Annotated in this window: 17 protein-coding genes; 7 read left to right on the top strand and 10 right to left on the bottom strand. The window is 46.0% G+C overall.

The window, feature by feature from the left end:
* The first annotated feature begins 1 nt into the window (after position 1).
* Together OI18_RS20535 and OI18_RS20530 are read left to right on the top strand one after the other, a co-directional pair.
* Complete coding sequence (locus OI18_RS20535; protein WP_039143445.1) at positions 2-370, top strand: CoA-binding protein; 369 nt, start codon at positions 2-4, stop codon at positions 368-370.
* Positions 371-450: 80 nt separating this feature from the next.
* Entirely contained in the window at positions 451-924 is a 474-nt protein-coding gene (locus tag OI18_RS20530; protein WP_039143672.1) for a ribonuclease H-like YkuK family protein, read from the top strand.
* Positions 925-1,021: 97 nt separating this feature from the next.
* On the opposite strand, the gene OI18_RS20525 is transcribed toward OI18_RS20530, so the two are convergent.
* Entirely contained in the window at positions 1,022-1,468 is a 447-nt protein-coding gene (locus tag OI18_RS20525; RefSeq protein ID WP_039143443.1) for a hypothetical protein, read from the bottom strand.
* Positions 1,469-1,520: 52 nt separating this feature from the next.
* On the bottom strand, positions 1,521-2,153 hold the full coding sequence (gene yihA, locus OI18_RS20520; RefSeq protein WP_039143441.1) for a ribosome biogenesis GTP-binding protein YihA/YsxC: 633 nt from the start codon (positions 2,151-2,153) through the stop codon (positions 1,521-1,523).
* Positions 2,154-2,247: 94 nt separating this feature from the next.
* Between yihA and OI18_RS20515 the strand changes: the two genes are divergently transcribed.
* Positions 2,248-3,936, top strand: a complete 1,689-nt coding sequence (locus tag OI18_RS20515; RefSeq protein WP_039143670.1) for a pyruvate dehydrogenase complex dihydrolipoamide acetyltransferase — start codon at positions 2,248-2,250, stop codon at positions 3,934-3,936.
* A 74-nt stretch (positions 3,937-4,010) separates the two neighbouring features.
* On the opposite strand, the gene OI18_RS24010 is transcribed toward OI18_RS20515, so the two are convergent.
* Positions 4,011-5,510, bottom strand: coding sequence for a glycosyltransferase (locus OI18_RS24010; RefSeq protein ID WP_052273444.1), 1,500 nt, complete (start codon positions 5,508-5,510; stop codon positions 4,011-4,013).
* A 174-nt stretch (positions 5,511-5,684) separates the two neighbouring features.
* Here OI18_RS24010 and OI18_RS20505 point away from each other — a divergent pair, with 174 nt between their 5' ends.
* Complete coding sequence (locus tag OI18_RS20505; protein WP_152616903.1) at positions 5,685-6,827, top strand: hypothetical protein; 1,143 nt, start codon at positions 5,685-5,687, stop codon at positions 6,825-6,827.
* A gap of 12 nt (positions 6,828-6,839) precedes the next feature.
* On the opposite strand, the gene OI18_RS20500 is transcribed toward OI18_RS20505, so the two are convergent.
* The 6 genes from OI18_RS20500 to OI18_RS20475 form a co-directional block, all read right to left on the bottom strand.
* Positions 6,840-7,616 carry a rhomboid family intramembrane serine protease gene (locus tag OI18_RS20500; protein ID WP_052273443.1) on the bottom strand — a complete coding sequence of 259 codons (777 nt, stop codon included), beginning with the start codon at positions 7,614-7,616 and terminating at the stop codon, positions 6,840-6,842.
* A 36-nt stretch (positions 7,617-7,652) separates the two neighbouring features.
* The gene (gene porT, locus OI18_RS20495; RefSeq protein WP_039143435.1) at positions 7,653-8,408 is read right to left on the bottom strand and encodes a type IX secretion/gliding motility protein PorT/SprT; all 756 of its coding nucleotides are present in this window, start codon (positions 8,406-8,408) and stop codon (positions 7,653-7,655) included.
* Positions 8,369-9,127, bottom strand: coding sequence for a bifunctional demethylmenaquinone methyltransferase/2-methoxy-6-polyprenyl-1,4-benzoquinol methylase UbiE (gene ubiE / locus OI18_RS20490; protein ID WP_039143432.1), 759 nt, complete (start codon positions 9,125-9,127; stop codon positions 8,369-8,371). The genes porT and ubiE overlap by 40 nt, the downstream gene beginning before the upstream one ends.
* A 199-nt stretch (positions 9,128-9,326) precedes the next feature.
* Positions 9,327-11,141 (bottom strand): DNA polymerase III subunit gamma/tau, encoded by a 1,815-nt coding sequence (locus OI18_RS20485; protein ID WP_039143430.1) that lies wholly within the window; start codon positions 11,139-11,141, stop codon positions 9,327-9,329.
* A 48-nt stretch (positions 11,142-11,189) separates the two neighbouring features.
* The gene (locus tag OI18_RS20480; RefSeq protein ID WP_039143427.1) at positions 11,190-12,350 is read right to left on the bottom strand and encodes a hypothetical protein; all 1,161 of its coding nucleotides are present in this window, start codon (positions 12,348-12,350) and stop codon (positions 11,190-11,192) included.
* A 9-nt stretch (positions 12,351-12,359) separates the two neighbouring features.
* Positions 12,360-13,532 (bottom strand): hypothetical protein, encoded by a 1,173-nt coding sequence (locus OI18_RS20475; RefSeq protein ID WP_039143424.1) that lies wholly within the window; start codon positions 13,530-13,532, stop codon positions 12,360-12,362.
* Positions 13,533-13,656: 124 nt separating this feature from the next.
* Between OI18_RS20475 and OI18_RS20470 the strand changes: the two genes are divergently transcribed.
* From OI18_RS20470 to OI18_RS20460, 3 genes are all read left to right on the top strand, one after another.
* Positions 13,657-13,863 carry a YtxH domain-containing protein gene (locus OI18_RS20470; RefSeq protein WP_039143421.1) on the top strand — a complete coding sequence of 69 codons (207 nt, stop codon included), beginning with the start codon at positions 13,657-13,659 and terminating at the stop codon, positions 13,861-13,863.
* Between the two features lie 65 nt (positions 13,864-13,928).
* Entirely contained in the window at positions 13,929-14,267 is a 339-nt protein-coding gene (locus tag OI18_RS24005) for a phage holin family protein (protein ID WP_160290269.1), read from the top strand.
* Entirely contained in the window at positions 14,242-14,613 is a 372-nt protein-coding gene (locus OI18_RS20460) for a hypothetical protein (RefSeq protein ID WP_039143420.1), read from the top strand. The genes OI18_RS24005 and OI18_RS20460 overlap by 26 nt, the downstream gene beginning before the upstream one ends.
* A gap of 11 nt (positions 14,614-14,624) precedes the next feature.
* Here the strand turns inward: OI18_RS20460 and OI18_RS20455 are convergent, their stop codons facing one another.
* Positions 14,625-16,250, bottom strand: a complete 1,626-nt coding sequence (locus tag OI18_RS20455) for a L,D-transpeptidase family protein (RefSeq protein ID WP_039143417.1) — start codon at positions 16,248-16,250, stop codon at positions 14,625-14,627.
* Between the last annotated feature and the right edge of the window lie 73 nt (positions 16,251-16,323).

The raw sequence follows: 16,323 nt of genomic DNA, 5'->3' as shown, positions 1-16,323 counted from the left end.
AATGGCACAAACAAAAAAGACACTGGTATTAGGAGCATCAGGTAATCCGGCACGGTATAGCTACCTGGCAATCAACAAGCTCAGGGCGCATGGCCATCCTGTTGAAGGTATTGGCTTAAGCGAAGTCCGGGTTTCAGATATAGACATCCGTAAGGACAAACCTATGCTGGAAGGAGTCGATACGGTCACTTTATACCTTTCAGCTGCCCATCAGCGTGAGTACTACGACTACATTCTTTCTTTGAAGCCCAAGCGGATCATTTTCAATCCTGGTGCTGAAAATGATGAACTGGCAGATCTTGCAAAGGAAAATAATATCTATCCACAGGAAGCGTGTACCCTTGTTTTGTTGAGCACCGGGCAATACTGAATGGTAATTTAATTTTTCCCTAACAGGCGGAAATGCCTTATAAGACGGGGTTTTTCGTTAAATTACAAAAACCCATTTTTATGTTATGGAGAAAATTTAATGGCGACCCGATCGAATTGCCGATCCGCGACGCCGTAGAAAGAGCCATACGGCGCGAAACCGAACAGGGTTATCACCTTAAGGTATGCATAGGGACCGACTCACAGGTGAAAGGCGCCGAAACCGAATTTGCCACTGTTATTGTATTTCTAAGGGAGGGACACGGTGGCTTTATGTTTATTCACAATGAAAAGACCCGCCAGAAGTATTCCATAAAAGAAAGAATGCTCGTTGAAGTGGCCAGGAGCATTGAAATTGCTTATGAACTTTGTAGCCTGTTTACCGAGTATGATGTCGATATGGAAGTACATGCGGATATTAATACTAATCCGCACTTTAAAAGCAATGATGCATTAAAGGAAGCGATGGGATACATTCTTGGAATGGGCTTCGCCTTCAAGGCTAAGCCGGAAGCTTTTGCTTCAAGCAGTTGTGCCAACAAAGTGGTGAACTGATTGTTCACTAACCCTCATCCATGTCCGAAAGTGGTGTTATATCACCGCTAAGGGAATCATCTCCCCCACCAGTTGCTTTACTTCGCCGGAACGGCCCTTAACCTCTGTAGAAAATATAGATCGTGGCCTTTGGATTAGCTTCCAGTTTTATTGGATATTGTTCGTGACCATCGGCAAATTTTCTGGTCTTGAAGTTGAGTCTTGCAACGCGGGCGGCACCTACCTGGCCAATGTCATCGGGCTTCGCAGTGTATTTTTTCTTGAGCTCATTATCCGGCGTCATCAGGTATCCCTTGAAATCCGGGGTAGGCCGGCTTGTATTATCGTATACGAAGAATACAATGTATTCCGTGTTCTGTTTCACAAAAAGAGACGCATTGCTGGTTTCATCATACGAGATCATATGTTGGTAACCATTCTTGAAAGCGTTTGTCTTGATGGTTTCTAACACGGTTTTTACATCATTGGGGTAGTTCACTGCAGTCTGTGCATGAGCTGCAACAAGCACCAGGCATGCCAGCAGGGAGATCGTCAGTCTTTTCATATTCAATTATTGTGATATATTGAAGCTACACCCAATTATTGAAATGCGATGCCTAACCGGAAATTTCCTTATTTAATTCGCTTATTATGCCGAGGATCTTGTCCCGGCCGGTCTGTTTAATTGCACTGCTCACAACATGGGCAGGAAGAAACTGCCATGTCTCCCGCATTGCATTGAGAAAGTCCTTCACATTCTTGGCGACAGTCCGCTGGTTTTCCTTATCCGCTTTGGTAAAAACGAGGGTAAATGGCACCTGCCATTCTCCCAGCTGGTTTACGAAATCAAGGTCGATCCGCTGCGGTTCATGGCGACTGTCGATCAGGATAAACACCATTATCAGGTTTTCCCGCTTCCGGAGGTAATTTTCGATCATTTTTTCCCACTGACGCCGCTGGGTTTGGGATACTTTGGCAAAACCATAACCTGGCAGATCCACGAGGTACCAGTTCGAATAGTCGCGCCCTCCTTCCTGTTTAACGCTCGTGATCTCAAAATGATTGATTAACTGCGTCTTGCCGGGTGATCCTGAAGTTTTTGCCAGTTTTTGATTACGGCACAGCATATTTATCAGTGACGATTTCCCTACATTGCTCCTGCCGATGAAGGCATATTCCGGCCTGTCGGGTGCCGGACATTTTTCAACTTCAGGACTGCTGACCAGGTAGGCTGCTTTTGAGATGTGCATGCGCAAAGATAGAAGAAGCCAGCCGCTTCTTTTTGGCCAATTTGCCTTAATTTCGGCCTCTCAAAAGCAAACGAAAACAAAACACATACGTCAAATGGCAGAAGTGATATTGATGCCCCGTTTGAGCGATACCATGACCGAGGGGGTGATCGCAGCCTGGCATAAAAAGGTAGGAGATCCGGTGAAGAAAGGCGAATTGCTGGCAGAAGTGGAAACTGATAAAGCGACCATGGACCTCGAAAGCTATAAGGATGGCACTTTATTGCATATTGGTGTTGCAAAGGGCGGCAAGCTCCAGGTAAATGACCTGCTTGCTATTATTGGCAATCCAGGTGAAGACATTGCTTCTCTCGTTGCTGCAAATTCTGGCGCGGGCGCTTCTCAGCCTCAGGCTGCGTCACAAGCACAGCCTGCCGCCGAAAAAGCTGCAGAACCCCAGCCCCAGCCGGCACCTCAAACTCCCCAGGCCGCTCCTGCTCCTAAAGGAAATACCGGCACCCAACTTGACCTGAGCAAGGTGGAAGAAGTTATTCTTATGCCTCGGCTTAGCGACACCATGACAGAAGGTGTGATTGCAGAATGGCATAAAAAAGTTGGTGATAAGGTGAGTAAGGGTGACCTCCTGGCCGAAGTGGAAACTGATAAGGCTACAATGGAACTCGAAAGCTATAAAAATGGCACATTGTTATATATCGGTGCAAATAAGGGTGACAAAGTTCCCGTTAACTCTTTACTATGTGTGATAGGTGAGGAGGGCAAAGTTGACCTGGAGGCAATTAAGGCAGCAGCCGGCAGTGGTGGATCAGCTTCAGCGCCGTCTGGTCAGCCTTCTGAAAGTGCAGAGACAACTTCGGCGCCGTCAGGGACACAGTCACAAGAGGAAGCTGCAACTAACGGACGGGTGAAAGCCTCCCCGCTTGCCAAGAAAATGGCTGCAGAAAAAGGAATCAGCCTCAACCAGGTCCAGGGATCCGGCGATGGTGGCAGGATTATTAAAGCAGATATCGAAACCTTCAAGCCTTCGGAAAAAGCTCCTGCGGCCGCTCCGTCAGCTACACCTGCTTCAGCACCTGCTGCTGTTCAGGCAGCGCCTGCAGGACAGGTGAGCTTCGAAGACAAGCCGGTTTCTCAAATGCGTAAAGTAATAGCCAAGCGCCTGGCTGAAAGCAAGTTTACGGCTCCACATTTTTACCTTACCATGTCTATTGACATGGATAAAGCTGTGGCAAGCAGAGCGCAGATCAATGAAACCGCGCCTGTAAAAATCTCTTTCAATGACATGGTGCTCAAAGCTGTCGCTCTCTCACTGAAAAAACATCCTGCAGTTAACAGCAGCTGGATGGGAGAAAGTATCCGCACAAACCATCATGTGAATATCGGAGTGGCAGTGGCAGTGGAAGATGGTCTTCTTGTACCTGTAGTAAGGTTCGCTGATACGAAAGGATTGGCTCAGATCGCAGTAGAAGTGAAGGATTTTGCTACCCGCGCGAAGAATAAGAAGCTCCAACCTTCTGACTGGGAAGGCAGCACCTTTACTATCAGTAACCTTGGGATGTTTGGAATTGACGAGTTTACCGCAATTATCAATCCCCCCGACAGTTGTATTCTTGCAATTGGTGCGATCCAACAGGTACCTGTAGTTAAAAATGGCCAGGTTGTACCCGGGAACGTTATGAAGGTAACACTTAGCTGTGACCACCGTGTTGTAGATGGCGCTACCGGTTCCGCATTCCTGCAAACGTTGAAATCTCTGCTCGAAGAGCCTTTACGGATGTTGGTTTAAATGACTAACGAATATTAATGAAGGCGCCCTTTAACAGGGCGCTTTTTTATTTTGTAGTTCGTCAGCCGACGAATTTAAGCGGGAGCGAGGTTTCTGTCTTCAGGCGATGAAGTGACATCCTCGATGGTGTTTCTGAATGCTTTCAGGCCCAGGTAAGCAACTACTCCGATGGCGGTTAACATGACGGCCGGCAGTACCAGGGCAGCAGGTCTGGGAGGGGCCATGAAGCCGATCAGGCTTCGTTCTGGCTTTTTGCCTGGCAATAAATCCAGTAGTGAAAGCACATCTCCTGATTCTACAAGGTGGCCGATACCTGCCTGTTGCAGGCTTTCCCGGTCGAGATAAGTACCGGTAACATAGATGATATTGCCAGACGATAGTTTATAGCGTAACTGAATATGCGCAAATAAGTTTTGTTTGCCATACTTGCTTTCCCCTTCCACCGAAAAGAAATAAGGCGCGAAGTCAATTTCGCCTGTAACAATTCCATCCTTAAGCACCATTTGGTTGGAAAGAATAAAATCAAATCCCAGTACATTTTTCAAATGCTTGGCCACGCAGGAGAACTGTTCCGTTACAATACCTACAGTATAGCCTCGTTTCCGGAGTTCGGTGATCAGTTCGCGGACGCCCGTTGCCAACGACATGCTATCTGCTATCTCGAGCAACTCAGGCATACTTGTTCCAGCAAACAATGTCGCTATTGCATTCAGGCGGTCCTTGCCATCTAGGTAGTGTTCATTGATCTCTTTGAGCCCGCCGGCTAATCCGAGACTTTTTGAAGCTGTATCGAGAAAATTGCCCTGTAAAACAATATGATCCATTTCAAGCAGCACCATCTTTTCCATTTTTTCAATGGATTCCATTACCGCCGATTCCATCTGGCGATTAATTAGATCAATCGGTCCCAGCATTCCAAGGTTTGGAGAGCCCAGAGCGTCTGCCTTGTTCAGGATTGTGCGGGAAACTTCCTTTGACATTTTTCCCAATTGTTCGAGTGATTGCATGGCATTCTGAACCCGTCCGATATTTACCTCCTGAATTCTCGCATTCAACCGGTGCATGTCGATCAGCAGGCCAATGTCAACGCCATAATCCTTCTCAAAACTGACTTGTTTCAGGAATGACCGCTTAGCTGCTATCATGCCGCTCAGCGGTTGCTCCAGGTATGCAAGTTCGGGGAACAATATGCTCAGCAATGGCTTCGCAACCAGCTGTGTTACACGCCCGGCCTGCCTTTTGAATGTGGACTTTACAAAGTCTGCCTTGCCGTCAATGATCGGTTGCGAAAGCAGGTCAACGACATTTGGCGGGTATGTTATGATGTCACCGTCAAGGTAGACTACAACCTCATATTTCGCAGCAAGCAAACCTTCACGCATGGACAATCCTTTTCCCCGCATGCTGCTCGTTATGATCCTTACATTTTCCTTTCTCGCTTCCGATATCGTATTATCCGTTGAGTTGTCATCTACAATAACGATTTCAATGGGCAACCTGGTCTGCTTAATGATTTTGATCACTTTGCGGATGGTAGCACCTTCATTTAACACCGGGATAATTACTGATACCATAGAATGGGATTTTGCAGGGAATTTCAGTTATCTAAATATAACCCATATTCATGGCGCCGGTTTGGTCGGGGTGTTCCGGAAGGCCTTTTTAATGGGATTTTCATACCTCTACCCTTATTAGAAAAATCTGTGCCATTGATGGAAAATTCTTCTTTTAAGTTTAAATTTCATAATATGAAAATATATCAATATCTGTTGGTTTTGTGGGTTGTTTTGCTGACCGCCTGTGGCGGCGGCAGGTCCCTGTCCAACCGATATACCTACGAGGACAAGGCGGTCTTCGATCTGATAGAAAGGCTTAATAAAAACCCGGCTGACAGGGAAGCGTCCAGGCAATTGCCGGAAGCCTATTCAGCGGCAGTCAGCAAAAGGAAACAGGTAACCTCAGAACTGGAAAGCCATGGCCAGCCCGGACTTCGGTTCGAAGATGTGGCGAAAGAGTGGGCTGTGGTGAAGCAGATGTATGAACAGGTGAAAAAGTCACCTGCGGCAACCAGGGCGTTGTCCGAACCCTGGGATCCGTCGAACGAGATTGACGATGCGCGGCAAAAAGCGGTCGAGGAATATTATGAACAGGGTATGACATTTATGAGTTATAACACGCGGGACTATGCGCAAAAGGCCTATGATAATTTCAGCCGGGCTGCCAAAATCTCACCTGGTTACCGAGACATCAATCGCTTGTTGAATGAAGCTGCTTCGCGGGCTACGTTACGGGTCCTTGTGAACCCGGTAAATTATTACCGTTATAATTGGAGTTATTGGGGATTCCAGAGTGACTTCCTGCAACAGCAAATGGTTCGGGACCTTAACTCGAGGGCCTGGGCAAATGTCCGTTTTTACTCTGACTGGGAAATCAAGTCGCAGCAGCTTGTGCCAGACAGGATCGTTGACCTCGTTTTCACAGACCTGTTCATCGACCAGTTGCATTCGGACTCGAGATCCTACCAGCGGACGGCGCAGATTGAAACCGGAAAAACGAAAACCAACCCCCCGAAACCGGTGTATACAACCGTAACCGCCACGGTTTTTGTAAACCGCCGATATTTAACTTCATACGCCACATTGGAGTGCAGGATTTTCGACCGTGAAACAAATCGTGATATCGTGTTTGACAGGTTTCCCGACCGGTTCGACTGGAAACAGGAAACGGCGCGATTCACCGGTGACAAGAGGGCGCTGTCCAGTTCGGACTGGGCGCTTATCAACAACCGGTTTGATGATTATCCGCCTTCGAGGAACCAGATTGCAGACCGACTGGTACGCAATTGTTACCAGCTCATGATCAGTCGAATTCAATCAGCATCCTCATTCTGAATCTAAAATAGATCAGTATCTGCGTTGGACCCAGCGGGTTTGCTGCTTCCTGGGTGGACGTGGGGTTTTGTCCGTAAAAAGCCTGATAAGAAGGAATCCGGCAGCAAATCCACCGATGTGTGCAGCATATGCTACCCCGTCTCCCGCACCACCGATAGTACCAAACCCACTGAAAACTTGCAGCAAGATCCAAAGGCCTAAAGCCACCCAGCTTGGGATAGCCACTATTATCCAGCCAAGAAGTGCATTTACTCTCCGCGTCGGGTACAACATGAGATACCCGCCCATTACCCCGGATATTGCTCCCGACGCCCCAAGACTGGGCACCATGGGATTCGCCCCTGTGAACTGAGTAAAAAACACATGGCTCAGCGAGGCAATGAGTCCACATAAAAGGTAAAATAAGAGGTAGCCGATGTGTCCAAGTCTGTTTTCCAGGTTATCACCAAATATCCAGAGGTATAACATGTTGCCACCGAGATGTGCTAGGCTTCCGTGCATGAACATAGAGGTTACCAGGGTAAAATAGACCGGTATAGGTGTCAACTGTAAACCAGGCATTTCAAATTGCTCGCCGGTTTGAAGATCACGTATCACCTGCGATTCTGTTATGATATCAGTGTTGGTCAATATTTCTGCGGGAACCGTGGAGTATGCATAGGTGAAGGCGATATTACTTCCAAATCCCTGAAGAAAAATGAAAACGAAAATATTGATTGCCAGAAGTGCCCATGTGAAATATGGCGTCCTGTGCCTGTCGGTATTGTCATCACTGATGGGAAGCAGCATATGATCAATTTAATCAATGCATCCGATACGAAAAAATTATCCTTCGAAAATTACGGAGAAGATGATCTGCCTGCTTTGAATGCGGTCGATCACGTTAGAGTACTTCAGGCTTTCGTCGCGTGAATGCACATTTCCGATGCCATTACTGATCTTGATCTCCGGAGAGAAAATGAACATTTTATTGTAGAAGTTAAATCCAATACCAGCTTCAATTCCAAAATCCATTTTTTTCAGCTTCACAAAATTCTCGGCGTTGCGGGCATTTGCTTTGGAAGATAAATCTGTCTCTACTTTGAAACCGCCCATCATATACACCCTGAAATTTCCTATCCGGTCGGACTTTAATTTGAGCTGAACCGGGATGCCCAGGAGTATGGATTCGACATTCTGGTTCATGACAGAAGTTTCCTCCTTACCAGGATCCGGATATTTTAAGTGATAATTGATCGACTTATTAACGAATAGTAATTGCGGAAAAACAACACGTGCCTCAAAGCGGTTGCTTATACGGAAAGTGTGCATACCACCAATGCCAAATCCAAAGCTGTTGTTGGGGTTTGAAACCAACACGCTGTCATACTGAAGGAATCTTTCATGCTGGCTTATCTGGAAACGGTTGGATGTTCCCATGATCACGATACCAATGTGATACCACTTGTCATCATTGTCCGGCATATTGAGCGACTCCCTCAATTGAGCAAACGCTGAACTGTAAACGCCAGACATGCCCAGCAGGAATAACAGGATAATACTTACTTTTCTGTAGGTTTTGTTCCGCAGTATATTGTGCATATTCCTAAGCTCAGCGTTTTTAGATAGGTACCGGTATATCCGCATTCCTGCAGGATGTTCACAAATTTCATGCCTTCCGGGAAGGCTTGTACGGAATCATTAAGATATTGGTATGCAGTTTTGTTCTTCGAAATGAGCCTGCCGATGCCGGGAGCAACAAGTTTCATATACAACTTGTACAGTGCTTTGAATCCTGTTTGTTTAGGCCTGGAAAATTCAAGGACCACAAGTTTGCCCCCAGGTTTTAATACACGCAGCATCTCCTTCAATCCTTGTTGCAGATGTTCGAAATTGCGTACGCCAAAGGCCACGGTTATTGCATCAAACGTGTTAACTGGAAAATTTATTGTTTCGCTGTCACCTTCCACAAGTTCAATTCTGTCGTTTAACATTGCCTTTGCAATCTTCTTCCGGCCGAGTTCGAGCATGCCGGTGGAAATGTCAATTCCTATGATCTTTTCAGGTTGAAGGTATTTCATCGTCATGAGTGCCACATCACCAGTACCGGTTGCTACATCCAGCACCAGTTTTGGTTTTACCGCTTTCAATTCGGCGATGGCCCTTCGTCTCCAGTAAATGTCTGTGCCGCCACTAAGAAACCTGTTCAGGAAATCATAACGGAATGCAATCTGGTCAAACATTTCAGCTACCTGTTCTTTCTTGCTGCGGCGCGTGTCACCAAAAGGCACAATGCTGTCGTGTGGCAGTGAGTTACTCATGGTGGGCAAAGTTAATCCCTTTACTGTTTGGATTTCTGTTCTTGATTTATATCTTATATGCCCATCTTTATAATGGGACTCAGGGATTCATATTGCATTACGGGGCTGCTGACTTGTGAAAAAGGAGAAATCGCTGAGCGTCCGGGTTCGCCGATTTTCGCAGTATCGTCACATCCTGGAAGTGCTCAGGTCTGTTCTTTTAATAGTCGAGCTCAAGCCTTAACCGGTCTTTGAGGTCTTTAACCAATGGGAATTGTTCTATAATTTGCTGAAATCGTTCTCTTGAATTTAGCGGCATTTCCACTTTAATCATCAGGTCTTCCCGCTGCTCAACTATCAGCTGGTATGTAAGATATCGGTTATGGAAGCGCTGCTGCATATATTCAGACAATGGGATTCTTTCTCCATCGATGAATTTTTGTTGCAGGTTGTTTGGCGTGACCACGGTAAATGTCTGATTGTCCAAGACCTTAAGTTCTGCGAGTTCGAAGCTCTGGACTGCAGGGTTACGTGCAGCCCTCAATTGTTCAATAAACTCGTCCCATGCCATTTTCAGCAGCTCGTCTGTAAGGATAATTGCACTTCTTGCAGTGCCTGTCTGTGTAGTGCTGCTTACCTGTTCACGAAGTTTTTTCAACGATCCCAGCTTACCGGCGGCGGGCCTGGCAGAATGGGGTGTCACTTTATCCTCAATTATTAAAACAGCGCCACCTGGCTGATTCTCCTTTACAGCCGCTTTGGGGTTAGTAGCAGGAGCAGGTGAAGCCGCTATTGGGCTGGTAGCTTGTGCCGGGTTATTTAGTTGCGGTGCAGGAGGTGTTTGGATTGAAGCAGTCTGTGCAACAGGACCGAGTATCCGAAAATTAAGCGGCCGTAGTTCCGTCAGTTTTTTTTTACCTCCGTCGTTTACCAGCTCAATTGCTTGCTGCAAGTAGCACAGCCTGATCAGGACAAGTTCGACATGCAGTCGCTTATTCCTTGCAGCCTTGTAATTTATCTCTGCTTCGGCCAGCAGGTTGAGTGCACTTACAAGGTAAGCTGGGCTCACTCTCGCGGCAGTTTCAATATATCTGCTCCTGAAACTTTCCACTACTTCCATCAGGGAAGCTACCTTTTCGTCTATGCTTAACAGCAGGTTGCGGATGAATTCTGCAAAACCATTCAAAACCAGGTCGCCTTCAAAACCTTTCCGGTTGATGTCGTCATAGAGCAGCATTGCACCGGATAGGTCTTGTGCCAGCATGCAATCCATCAGTTTGAAATAATTATCCGCGTCCAGTATATTAAGGTGCTCCAGCGTATTGGTATAGGACAGCTCACCGTTGGTAAAACTCACTATTTTGTCCAGGATGCTTAAAGCGTCACGCATACATCCTTCACTTTTCTGGGCTATTACCTGAAGCGCCGGCTTTTCAGCATGGATAGATTCTTTTTCGCATATCTCTTCCAGGTGCTCCACTGTATCGGAAGTGGTTATGCGTTTAAAATCAAAAATCTGGCATCGCGAGAGAATAGTAGGTAATATCTTGTGTTTTTCGGTAGTGGCGAGAATGAAGATTGCATATGACGGCGGTTCTTCAAGCGTTTTCAGAAATGCATTGAATGCACTGGTACTAAGCATGTGCACCTCATCCACTATATATACTTTGTATTTGCCTGCCTGCGGCGCAAACCTGACCTGTTCAACCAACGCACGAATGTCGTCGACGCTGTTGTTGCTCGCGGCATCGAGTTCATGAATATTCAGGGAGCTGCCTTCGTTAAAGGAGGTGCAGGAGTGACAGGTGTTGCAGGCTTCACCATCTGCGCCGGGATTTTCACAATTGATAGTTTTTGCCAGGATACGGGCACAGGTAGTTTTACCAACTCCCCTTGGTCCACAGAAAAGAAAAGCGTGTGCCAGCTGCTGATTGCGGATGGCATTCTTCAATGTTGTTGTAATGTGCGACTGACCAACAACTGTCGAAAAATTCTGTGGCCGGTATTTCCGGGCAGAAACTATAAACTGTTCCATAGGCGGCTAAATTAGGTAAATGTTTGCACGTGCATGCCAGGTGGTTCTTCACAGTACGGGATGACGCTGAAATGGTTTTTCGCGGTCAAATAAATACCGGTATGTGGTAAGTGTTCGTGTCCTGATAGGAGTAAGCTTCTCCGCCACAGCTATCATTTTGGGATTAAAGTCGCCAATCCATTGCATTTCGTATTCTTCATAAGACAGCTGGCTGCGGAAAATTTTTGAAGCTTCAACAATCAGGAAACTGTCAACACCTTTGTTCTGCCATTCCGGCGTTACTCCAAATACAATTCCAACGCATCTTTTGTTGGGACGGGTAGCTTTTATCAGGAGAAAGAGCAATTTGTGAAACCAGCCGAATTTTCCGTTCATGTACCTGAACCACTGATTCAAATCTGGCAGGTTGATAAATATGGCAATAGGCTCCTCATTGTAATAAGCAAACCAAATAATCTTTTCATCCATAACCGGTTTCATACTACGGAAGATCTTCCTGCATTGCTCGAGACTCATTTCCTTATTGCCAGCGTGACCGGCCCATGCCTTATTGTAAACGATATGAAAGTCAGCTGCAAATTTTTCGAGCTGGTCTTTCCGGAACTGGCTGGCACGAAAGGCAGGGTCGTTTTCAAGTACCTGGTGCCGTTCAATGAGTTTTTTCGGAAGCATTTCCTTCGGGTGCATTCCGAAACATACCTGGTTAAAAAAAGGCATGAACCCATATTGTTCCATCAAGGCTTTATAGTAGGGGGGGTTATAGTTCATGCAATAAAGTGGTGACTGAAATCCATCAGTTACCAGCCCCCACCATTTGTCACGTTCACCAAAGTTGATTGGTCCGTCCATCGCTTCCATCCCCTTATTCTTTAACCAGTCTGCTGCTGTGTCAAACAATAGCCGTGCTGACTCAAAATCGTTTATACATTCAAAAAATCCTATTCCTCCAACCGGGCCATTATCTCCCTTGTTCCGGTACTTTTTATTTATGAATGCAGCAATTCTGCCTACGGGCATCCCGTCTCCGTTTAACAGCAACCATCTGGTAGCGGCTCCCTGGCGAAATGCCTTGTTCTTCGCCGGACTGAACACCTCTTCAATGTCCTTGTCAAGCGGGCGGATCCATTCACTTAAGTCTTTATATATAATTACAGGCAGATCCAGGAACTGTCGACAATGCTGCGATGTCTGAACTTCAACTATTCTCATTAATCTTTTTTAATCTATAAAAGGATGCCTGTAAAATTCCTTGCTTCGGTCGAACTGGTACCGCCAGGTAATCAGCCGCCTGCTTTCCGTTGCCCCCAGGTTTCGGGAAATATTAAGCATCTTCTTATTGAAGTCGCCCTGCCACATCAGTTCCAGCTCTTTATATCTGCCGTTTTTCTTAATAACCTTTTCCGCCTCCACAATCATATAATAATCGATTCCCGAACCCTGGTAACGGGGTACAATGCCGTAGATCACGCCGATAAAGCGGTTGCATTCGCCCATCCATTTGTAATACAGGTACCTGAGCTTATTTATCAGGTTCATTTTGCCATTAAAATGACGGAAGATCTGGTTCATGTCAGGTATATTGATCCACATCGCCACGGGTTCTTCTTTATCATATGTTATCCAGGCAATTGATTCGTCAAGAATCGGTTTCATGGTCCGGAATAACCGGATTGTCTGAGCCTCGGTCATTTGCTTGTTACCCTCATGTTTGGCCCATGCTTCGTTATAAATTTTGCAGAAATCGCCCGCATATTTTTCGATATCATTCCTCCTCACCATCCTTGCCTGGATAAGCGGATTTTTAGCAAACTTCTGGTGAGCCTCATAAAATTTCGGACTAAGCTGCCCGAATTCACCGGATACATCCATTCTCCAGCAGATCTGGTGATAGAAAATTCTGAAGCCATAGGCTTCAAACATCTTCTTATAGTAAGGTGGATTATAATTTAAGCCGAAGGGTGGCGGTTGAAATCCTTCTACAAGTAATCCCCACCATTTGTCTCTTTCCCCAAAATTTATCGGGCCATCCATTGCAACCATCCCCTTATTGCGAAGCCATTCGGCAGCAGTGTCGAATAAGATTGAAGCAGCTGGCTGGTTGTCGATACAATCGAAGAATCCGATTCCACCTACAGGTCCGTAATCACCTTTCGAGCGATACTTTGAATGTGTAAAAGCTGCAATTCTTCCAATAAAATTTCCGGAATCATTGACCAGGAGCCATCTTCGGCAATCGCCAAACTTGAAAGCTTTATTCCTTTCGCGGTCAAAAACCTGTTCTATTTCCTGGTCAAGCGGACGAATAAAATCCGGGTTGTGTCGGTTCATTTCTATGTGAACCTGCAAAAACTGCCTGGCCTGGTTTTTATCTTCAACCGATATGACCTTCATTGTTGTTGTGAATTTCTGTGCCGAAGCCGGCCTAGTTAATCCGAAGCCGCTAATTTATCTACTGGTACGATTATTTCAATGTGGAAGGCGTAAATTTATATAAGTTAATCGGAAAACCTTTGACATGAGCGAAAATTCAAAATTCATGACCGGTGTTCTTTTAGGTGCAGCTGCCGGTGCTGCCATTGCTTATTTCCTGACTTCTGAAAAAGGCAAGGAAATGCTTGAAGAACTTAAGTCAACACTCACTTCTGCAGGTGAAAAAGTAAAGGACACTGTACAAAAATTCGGATCTGATATTGAATCTGAGACTGGTAGCATAAACACCTGATCAAGAAACGTTATATGGATAAGCAGGATAAGCAGGAACCTGGATATTTTGAGCAAACCGGACAAATGTTTCAGCAGTATATCAGGAACAGGCTGCTGCTGTTAAAACTACTGGCCACGGAAAAGACAGCACGACTGGCGTCTTTGCTGGTGATTTTCCTTGTGCTGATGATGCTGGCATTTCTGATCCTGCTTTTTATAAGCATGATGGCAGGGTACTACTTTGCAGAAGTGACCGGGAGTCTATTCTATGGATTCGGTATTGTCGCCCTCATATATGTCTTATTATTTATAATTGTGTTCCTGTTGCGGAAAAAATATATCGACCCGTTCATTACCAACACTATTGTACGCGTCTTTTTTGATAAAACTGCAGATGATGAACATACTGAAGGAAGTAAGTGAAAGAGATCTCTCGACCATTAATAATGTCCGTGACCTTCGGTTAGAGGCCAGACGGCTGGAGCTTGTTATCCAGGCCCAGGAAGATGCGCTTAAGCATCAGTTGAAAACACTTCCTAAGGAAGCGCTTAAAGCCGGACTTTTTAGTGTAGTGCCCGCGGTTGCAGCCACTAAACTTTCAAGCATGGCAATTAATGCAGGTACTTCTTTTCTGGCTAACCTTATTTCTCCTAAATCTAAAAATACCCCTGCTGGCGGATTACTTTCAGGTTCACTTAAAAGCGCAGCCATACTTTCCCTGGTAAAACTCGGAACAAGCTTCTTATTCAGAAAGTCAAAGAAAAAATAGCAGCCAGATCATTACTGACTGCGTTCCGTTCCAAACATTTTCTCACTCATCCGTTGATCATGCCCGTAAATATCTTCCCGGAAATTCAATTTTCCGTCCCGGTCAACCCATGTCGTGAAATATCCTATGAAAACCGGCAGATCTTTTTTTACAACTACATATTGTTCTTTCCCTGAATGCATGGCAAGACTGATCCTGTTGGTGTTCCAGCTGCTGTCAGACCTTAATACCCAGGCTGCCAGTTTTTCGGGTTCAGATACACGGATACATCCGTGGCTAAATGCCCTTTTATTTTCAGAAAAAAGGCTTTTGGAAGGTGTATCATGTAGGTATATATTGTAACTGTTCGGGAAGAGAAACTTGACCAGTCCAAGGGAGTTTTTAGGTCCGGGCTTCTGTCTGACACGGCCGCCATTCCATTCCATATTATGCCTGGCGAGGTAAGCCGGATCTCTTTTTATGCCTGGAAGTACCTCGTTTTTAAGTATGTCGGGAGGTACATTCCAATAAGGGCTGAAAACTACATTCCGTAGCTTCCCGGTAAAGATTACTGTACTGTTTGTGGAGGTACCCACTACTACATTCATGTTGTAGGCATATTTCCCCCCTTCATATACGTGCAGGCGGTATTCCGGGATGTTAACAAGCAGGTAGTCGCTTGTCGGTTCGCTGGGAACCCACCGCAATCGTTCCATGTTCACCAGGATTTGCCTTATCCGGTAAGTTATCGGCCGGCTGAGTTCTGTGAGCGTCGTGCCGCCGATTACACCATCTTCTTTCAATCCATACCGTTGCTGGAAGTTTTTTACTGCCGCCGTAACTTCCTTTGTAAACAAAATAGTAGAGTCATTTCTTTCCAGGTCCCCACCCATGGACAGGCGATGTTTTAATTTTAAAAGGACGGAATCGGCGTCTCCCTCCTTCAGCCGGGATTTACGGGTGATGAGTGTGTCCCAGCTGCCGTTTTGTTTCATGGAATAGTAGCGCTTCAGCTGTTCACGAAGTAAAGTGTACTGTCGGTTTACAGGCTCATACCGGCGGATGTCCATGCCTTTGTCAATTACCAGTGTGTCGAGAAGCGACAGTATATCAATCCGCTTTCTCGGGATATACCACTTCAGTGCCGAAGCATCGAGGTTTTTATTGCCCAGATACGCTTTTGCGGCATAACGGAAAAACTGGAAAGTCATTTCCCATTCCACATGTGGCCTGGTGCTGTCCGGGATGGCTTTTAGTCCATAAACTGCCACCGAGTCAGACCAACGCTGCAGAAACGGGTTATAAATACTGCTGTCGCCCTGGTAAGCGAGGAAATTTTCCTGGAGGTTCCAGAAACTACGCGCCTGTTCCGCGACTCCCGAGGTATCGAACCACGCAAACTGGAAGTTTCGCTGGTTATAAAACTCCCGGAACAGCTTCTTCGCTGTATCTGCTACGGCTATTTTATCAAGATATTCTTCCATTGCCAGGCTGTCGAAAAAAAGCCCGGAATAGGCATTTTCAGCTGAGATTGCAGTGTCCCGCGGTATATCAGGGCTTTCGGCTGAACTGTCGGGCATCTGGCAGCAGGGCAGGACCAGCAGGAGAATCCCGACCGATATCAGGGCAAAAACATAGAACGGGCCTGGTTTTTTCATGGTAAACGAGTGTTGAATAAAAATAACCAATAACGGGGATCGGGATTCTTCAAATTCCTTGTTGAAATGATGG

Source organism: Flavihumibacter solisilvae, assembly GCF_000814475.1.
In the GTDB taxonomy this organism is placed as follows: domain Bacteria; phylum Bacteroidota; class Bacteroidia; order Chitinophagales; family Chitinophagaceae; genus Flavihumibacter; species Flavihumibacter solisilvae.
The sequence above is the reverse complement of the archived record's forward strand: the minus strand, read 5'-3'. Positions and strand labels throughout refer to the sequence as shown.